The sequence below is a fragment of the Segetibacter aerophilus genome, assembly GCF_007991655.1.
Lineage (GTDB): Bacteria > Bacteroidota > Bacteroidia > Chitinophagales > Chitinophagaceae > Segetibacter > Segetibacter aerophilus.
This window is the reverse complement of sequence record NZ_BJYT01000053.1, coordinates 1-7294: the sequence shown is the minus strand read 5'-3', so window position 1 is coordinate 7294 and position 7294 is coordinate 1. Positions and strand designations below refer to the sequence as shown.

Below are 7294 nucleotides of genomic sequence, written 5' to 3'. Positions count from 1 at the left end.
CCGAACAACCATGGTTTTGAAATAACGAATCCCTCTTCAGTAAAAGAGTAGTCAGATGTTTACTATAGAGGCCGGCCAGGAGACATAGTAGTTAGACGGTGCTTGGAAAAAAAGATACTTATACCATTCTTCATCTCGCTATAAGTATCTTTTATTCCCGACTACCAAAACCATCCATTATTTTCCTGCTTTTTGCAAAGCGTCTTTAAAGTATTTGCCTTGCCTTGTTAGTGTAAAATTCCAATCTTTAATAAGTGTAGGTGCCCATTGCGGATCGAAGCACCAGACAGTATATGAAATGCCTGCTTCGTTGCAGTAGTTTGTAATCGCCTCACCATAAGATTCGTCGCTGATAACAGGAACATGAGCACCGCGCTCTTCAGCGCCCGCAAAACCAATTTCCGTTAATATGACTGGATAATTTTTTGCGACAAATCCCCAGTCTGCTGTCCATTTTGCTGCCCATGGTTTATCCCGTTTCATCGGGTAGGGGTGTGATACATAAGCAATGTTCCTGGCGTCAATTGGTTCTTTGGCAACAGGAGTAAGATCGTAAGCCCAATTAAAACCTGCTACTAACGGGATTGCTTTTCCTCCGTTAGCTCGTATGATCGTTATCATCTCCTCATTCAGTTGCTTCCACTCTTGCCAGTTGCATACACCTAATTGTCCCCCCTGAACAGTTGGTTCGTTAAAAAGCTCAAAACAAGCTACAGTGGTATTGTCTTTAAAGTGCTGAGCCATTGTGCGCCAAAACTCAAATGTTTCTTTCGTTGTGGTTTCGTACATCGGGTTTTGATACATTTCGCTATGAAGATTTCCTATGCTATGCCAATCAATTATTACATATAAACCAACTTCGGTTGCCCATTGCACTCCCTTGTCAAGCAACTTTATGTATTCATCTTTTCCGTGGTTCCGCCACGATACCGGGTGTACAGGAAACCGGATAATATTGGCTCCCCAGCTTTTGGCTGTCTCAAAATACTCCTTGTTCCAATGACCATCTTTGGAAAGTTTATCGGGGTCACTTGCATCAAGGCCTCTAAAAATAATCACCTCACCATTTGCCGTCATAAATTTATTTCCTTTGACCGATACCTGGCTTAATCTGTTGGTGGTTTGTGCATTGACAGTACCCAAAACAAATAGGATGATGCATAAAGTAACACTCCGTACAAGAATTTTTTTCATTTTATTTTTCAAAGTTTATGACAAAATGAAGATAAGTCCTAATTGATTTGAGTGATAGGAAAGTTGCTGATTCACGATTTACTGCCTATATGGCTCTCATTAATCTTGCAGATATCGGGGAAGCATACATTACTCGCTGCTTCTGTTGTTTGTTAAATGCCCTATTTGGTGCAATTAGTGGTGTTGTTTTATTAAGTATAAATCGCAGTTTAAGCTTGAAAAAGAAAACTTTTTGGTGTCTTCACATTCTGTAAATCCAGATTTTAGACACTTGATTCTACGGGAGCTACTGGAGAGTTCTTCCAGTAGCTTAAGATTCTACATATTTAATTGGTGTTATCTTTTACTTCAACTATAGAAACTGCTTAAGATAGAAGACTTTGCCTCGCGATAAACTCCAATTTTCTGTTTACATCTATCAATTCATTTGTAAGGTCGGCATTGTCTTTTCTCAGTCGATACACCTCGTACGCCTTTTCAACGAATATTTTCACATCTTCTTCATTCCACGGCTTGGTCAGGTATTTATAAACCTGCCCCAAATTAATTGCGTCGATTACAGCATTAATATCAGTATAGCCTGTAATCAAAATTCTTATTGGATCGGGATAAATAGTTTGAATATCCTCAAAGAATTCAATGCCTGTTTTTTTGGGCATTCGTTGGTCGCTCAATATTACATGCACAGATTCGGTCTCTAATATTTCCATTGCTTCCTCAGGAGACTCCGCAGTTATTATATTAAAGCTTCTACGAAACGTTGCTCTAAAAGAGGTAAGATTATCCAGTTCGTCATCTATGTACAAAACTTTTATGTCTTTCTTTTCCATGTTCATTAGATTTAATTATCGCACCAGTTTTACTATCAACGTTTGTTAAAAACAATAATTGTTGCCCGCTTCTTAAAATAATGCTTAAAGTTGAACGTTACCCTTACGTTACTACTTATTTGCCTTAAAACTTACAATAAAAACGATAAAAATGGTGGTAATTTTTCAAATGTTGGTATGAATGGTTTGTTAGTAAACGAATGATTAAGAGTGGTATTTTCTTTGCCGAAATTCATGTCGAGAGAAAGTGCCAACCCACGTTTTAATTCTTTAAATATCCCTTTCTCAATGATTACTGATATCAGAATAAGAGCTTTTAGAGCATTGGATGATCCTGAGACGTGCCTGAAATTTATACAAGGGCATAGAAGGGTTCTTTCTATTTATGGCATTGAAAACATTACTACAAATACAAATGACTGGATGTTTAATCCTGCTATTTTTGTTGTGGTAGTTGAATCTGTAGATGGCGAAAAGCTATATGGAGGTTCAAGACTCCAGGCTGCAGATGGAATACATGAGCTGCCCATCGAGGAAGCAACAGGCAAACTTGATAGCAGAATTTATGACATAGTAAAACGTTATGCTGCTTCTGGAACCGCTGAACTTTCAGGTTTATGGAATTCAAAGGAAGTTGCAGGGTTGGGTGTTGGGAGTCTTTTCCCTACAAGAGTGGCCATTTCTATTGCAAACCAGGTGGGTGTTACCAATATATTTTCTTTATGCTCACCGACTACTGTGCGGTTTAATGAGTGGATGGGCAGCAGTGTACTTACATCAGTTGGTGAAAACGGTACTTTTTACTATCCTAAATTAGATTTAATAGCTACTGCTGTTCTTTTAAAAGATGTTGATACATTACCTAAAGCTCATGCCCGGGAAAGGGACAAAGTGATGTTTTTGCGCGAAAATCCCAAATGTGTGGTGCAGGAAAAATCTCCTTTTAAAAACGTTTATATTAATGTTCATTACGATTTGGAAATTTTATCTGCAAACCCCCATGAGTTTTTACTAAATTCTGTCACCAGCGATCATATATACTAATCGATGAAAAAAAAGATACAACTAGCACTAGTAAGCGTTTTAATCACGCAAATAATTCCCTTGTTAGGTAAGCCAGAAATAATTCTACATTACAAGAACGTAATAGTAATGCTAGCAAATATGTCTTTATGGTTATTTCAGCCTGCCGTTTCCGCAAAAGAAACAACAGAAAATAAAAGTAAAGACCACTATTCTGTAATTCTTATTCTTGTAATGTCGGTATCAAGTACAATTATTCCCGTTGTAGACTGGGCTTATTTCTCAAATCCTTACCATGCTGAAATACCGGCGACTGTAGTTGGTTTTATTATTCTTTGGTTTGGTGTTGTGCTGAGAAATTATTCTATCAGGATATTAGGTAAACATTTTACACCAACTATTCAATTGCAGCAAGATCATACTCTAATAACAAAGGGCCCGTATAATTTCATCAGGCATCCGAGCTACCTGGGCGCATTGTTAGCTATTGTCGGTATTGCTATTTTTTTAAATAGCATTATTGGTACAGTTGCAGCTTGCATTGCTATGATGATTGCTTACGTTGTAAGAATTGACGCTGAAGAAAAAGCATTAAAAGGCCTTTTTGGAAACACATATTTAGAATATCAAAAAAGAACGAAAAAATTAATTCCTTTTTTGTGGTAGGAGAAAGTTTAATGAGCATAAAAAATCATCTGAGCGTTGTTGTTTTAGTCCTTATTCTTTCAATATTCGCAACGCAGCCGGCCTGTGGCAAGCCCATTAATTTTACCGATAACTTTAAGGAAACATCGTTTGGTAAAAGTGTCGAATTACTTCAAGATTCAAGGAATTCCCTAAACGATAAGAGTATAGTTAGACAGGGGAAGTTTACTTTTAGTGAACATACATCGCCTGTTTTTTTTATAAAGGAAGGCACCCTTTGGGGAAGATTTTCTGTCGTCAATAATACTCCGGATTCTAATATAATTTTTAGTATCCGATACCCCAATATATCCGATATCACTTTTTATAAACTAAATGAAGGCGATCAATTAACTCAGCTACTCAGGACTGGTAACGCGCTCCATTTTAATTCCCGACTCAACAATTATTTGGATTATAATTTCAATCTAGATCTTCATACAGGAGACACCGGTATTTACTACTTCAAAATTTTCAGCCATCACCCGATTGAATTGCACACTTCTATACTGAAGAAAAACGAAGTGGATAGTAAGCATTCTTTTCAAGGCCTCATTATGGCTGCTTACCTGGGAGTTATCATCTCCATACTTTTATATAATCTTTTTCTGTTTTTTGTAACAAGAGACAAAAGTTACATTGTATATGTTCTATATCTTTTTGTGCTTGCTGTGGCGCAGTTAACTTTGTCTGGTATTTGTTTTAAGTATTTATGGCCAAATAATCCTCTAGTAAATAATTATGGAGTGTTGGCAACCTCTAGTGCAACGGGTATAGCGACGATAGTGTTTGCAATATCTTTTCTTCACACCTCGACGTACCTGCCCAAACTTCACAAGGTTTTGCTGGCTATCGTTGCGGTTGATGTCTTTGTGTTCATTTTATCTTTCACATCGTATAGAATTTTAGGGTATCAAATCTTAAACATCGTAGGCTTAGCCTCCGCCCTTATACTTCTTTATGTATCCATAGCAGTTTTTAGAAAAGGCTACAGGCCGGCACTTTATTACCTGTTAGCATGGTCGGCGTTCCTAGTGGGCTTAATCATACTTGTGTTACGAAATGTAGGAGTGTTGCCGGTTAATACTTTTACTACCTATGTGTTGTATCTGGGCTCAGCCATTGAAGCCATTTTGCTATCAATAGCACTTGCAGATAAAATAACAATACTCAGGAGAGAAAAAGAACTTTCACAAGCGGAGGCCATCAAGATATCACACGAAAACGAAAAGCTGGTAAGGGAGCAAAACGTTGTCTTGGAACAAAAAGTAGCTGAAAGAACTGAAGAATTGCAGTTGGTAAACGAACAGGTAACGACTGCATATAAAGATTTAAAGGATGCACAAATCCAGTTGGTTGAAGCGGAAAAAATGGCATCGCTCGGTGTACTTACCGCAGGTATTGCCCACGAGATAAACAACCCTATCAATTTTGTAAAAAGTAATATAAAGCCATTACAACTTGACTTTAAAGATTTGCTTGAAGTAATTGATGAATATGAAAAATTGCACGGTGCGGATTTAAATACTGTAGCAGCCCGGTTAAAACAGATAGAAGCGCTGAAGCAGGAAATTGATCTTGATTTTGTAAAAACCGAAATTAAGAATTTGATGAAAGGAATTGAGAATGGAGCCGAAAGAACAGCCGACATTGTAAAAGGCTTAAGAACATTTAGCAGGCTGGATGAAAGCTCGATTAATACAGTTGACATACATGAAGGCCTTGACTCTACGATCGTTTTACTACGAAGTAATATTCCTACCAATGTAACTGTTGTTAGAAACTATAATGCAGATGCGGTAATTGAATGCTTTCCAGGAAAGCTTAACCAGGTCTTCATGAATATTCTTTCTAACGCTGTTCAGGCCATTAAAGAAAAGCAAGCTCCTGCTGATGAAGAAAAGATTACAATAACTACAAAAAACCTAAATGAAAAAGAAGTAGAGATAAAAATTGCAGATACAGGTAAAGGAATGACAGAAGAAGTTAAGCAAAAGATTTTTGAACCATTTTTCACAACCAAAGATGTAGGTGAAGGCACTGGATTAGGACTGGCAATCGTTTTTAAAATTATACAAGAGCATTTCGGAAAGATTGAAGTAGCATCTGAGCCTGGAAAAGGAACTGAATTTTTCATAACTTTGAATACATCCATTCCTCTGAAAAATTTAAATTAATCCAATGTTTACTGCAGAAAGAAAAATCTCAGTTCTCTACGTAGATGATGAGGAAGATAATCTTCTTTCATTTAAAGCTGCATTTCGCAGAAAATTCCAAGTATTTACTGCCATATCCGCCGCGGAAGGTTTGAGAATGCTAAATGAGCATCCTATAAGTGTAATCATCGCAGATCAGCGCATGCCTAAAAGTACCGGAGTAGAATTTTTTAATATTGTACGAGTAGCCCACCCATATGCTATTCGCATGTTGCTTACTGGTTATGCAGATCTTGAAGCAGTAATTGATGCTATAAACAAAGGCCAGATTTTCAGATACATTAAAAAACCATGGAATGAATTAGAAGTAGAGATGGCGATTAAAAATGCCTATGAAGTTTTTACCACAAAATTGCAATTAAAAAACAAAGTACATGAACTGGAACGGACAAACGATGAACTAAATAAGTTCGTATATAGTACTTCCCACGATTTGCGTTCTCCTCTAGTGGCAATTATGGGTGTTCTAAATTTAGCCAAAATGGAAGAGTCTGTCATTGATCCAAACGGATATATGGCAATGATTGAGACGTGCGTAAATAAGATGGACTTTTTTATTTTAAAAGTAATAGAATATTATAAAAGTAATAGGGTAGAGGAAGTTATTGAGCTAGTTGATCTAAAAGCTATTTGTGATGATATAATTGAATTAAGCAGGATACAAAACCCTGCTGTTAACTTCCATGTTATAATGAAACAGGAGCAGAGATTTTATTCAGACTCTTTTCGTTTATCTGTTGTTTTAAACAATTTGTTGTCGAATGCGGTGAAATATCAAAAGGCTGAAGAACTTAATCCAGAAGTTAAGGTAATAATAGATGTTCAGGAAATGGAAGCCAATATTATTATAGAAGATAACGGTGTTGGGATTATTAATGATCATCTTGACAATATTTTTAAAATGTTTTTTCGTAGTCATTCTACCGCAATCGGTTTAGGAATTGGATTGCATATAGTGAAAGAAGCCTTAACAAGAATGGGAGGGGAAATAACAGTAGAATCTACTCTTGGAATCGGAACACGTTTCAGTTTAAAATTACCTAACAAGAAATAGTAAGAATGATTGAAAAGGTACATTAAACTTTCCTAAGGCTACCCGTTTAACAGCAAGTAGGTTTACATCATTTGCAAACATTATCGCAGATAAGATAGAAAAAGTTATTTCTTAATCCTTACTTTATTTCGGCCCATTACTCCTTTTCTACGTCTTTTAATCTTGCTTTCCTCTTCTCATATCCTTTTTTTGCTACGTAACCTACTCCGGCTGCAAGCAGTATGGAGAGGCCTCCGTCAATGGGAACATCAGGGTCGCCTCCTGGGTTTGGCTGTGCATGTACTGCAAGAGGT

General features: G+C 36.9%; 7 protein-coding genes. 4 read left to right on the top strand and 3 right to left on the bottom strand.

Annotated features, from left to right (window positions below):
• Positions 1-177: 177 nt before the first annotated feature.
• Together SAE01_RS24130 and SAE01_RS24125 are read right to left on the bottom strand one after the other, a co-directional pair.
• On the bottom strand, positions 178-1194 hold the full coding sequence (locus SAE01_RS24130; RefSeq protein WP_147206403.1) for a glycoside hydrolase family 5 protein: 1017 nt from the start codon (positions 1192-1194) through the stop codon (positions 178-180).
• A gap of 365 nt (positions 1195-1559) precedes the next feature.
• Entirely contained in the window at positions 1560-2024 is a 465-nt protein-coding gene (locus SAE01_RS24125; RefSeq protein WP_147206402.1) for a response regulator, read from the bottom strand.
• 288 nt (positions 2025-2312) lie between these two features.
• On the opposite strand from SAE01_RS24125, the gene SAE01_RS24120 reads away from it, so the two are divergent.
• From SAE01_RS24120 to SAE01_RS24105, 4 genes are read left to right on the top strand one after another with little or no spacing between them, the layout of a single operon-like run.
• Entirely contained in the window at positions 2313-3068 is a 756-nt protein-coding gene (locus tag SAE01_RS24120; RefSeq protein ID WP_147206401.1) for a hypothetical protein, read from the top strand.
• A 3-nt stretch (positions 3069-3071) separates the two neighbouring features.
• Positions 3072-3713, top strand: a complete 642-nt coding sequence (locus SAE01_RS24115) for a methyltransferase family protein (protein WP_147206400.1) — start codon at positions 3072-3074, stop codon at positions 3711-3713.
• An 11-nt stretch (positions 3714-3724) separates the two neighbouring features.
• Positions 3725-5908, top strand: a complete 2184-nt coding sequence (locus SAE01_RS24110; RefSeq protein ID WP_170234265.1) for a sensor histidine kinase — start codon at positions 3725-3727, stop codon at positions 5906-5908.
• Between the two features lie 4 nt (positions 5909-5912).
• A complete protein-coding gene (locus tag SAE01_RS24105; protein WP_147206398.1) occupies positions 5913-7001 on the top strand; it encodes a hybrid sensor histidine kinase/response regulator in 1089 nt (362 codons plus the stop codon).
• Positions 7002-7137: 136 nt separating this feature from the next.
• On the opposite strand, the gene SAE01_RS25255 is transcribed toward SAE01_RS24105, so the two are convergent.
• Positions 7138-7294: PID-CTERM protein-sorting domain-containing protein (locus SAE01_RS25255; RefSeq protein ID WP_503827335.1), on the bottom strand; the 157-nt coding region annotated here is incomplete at its 5' end.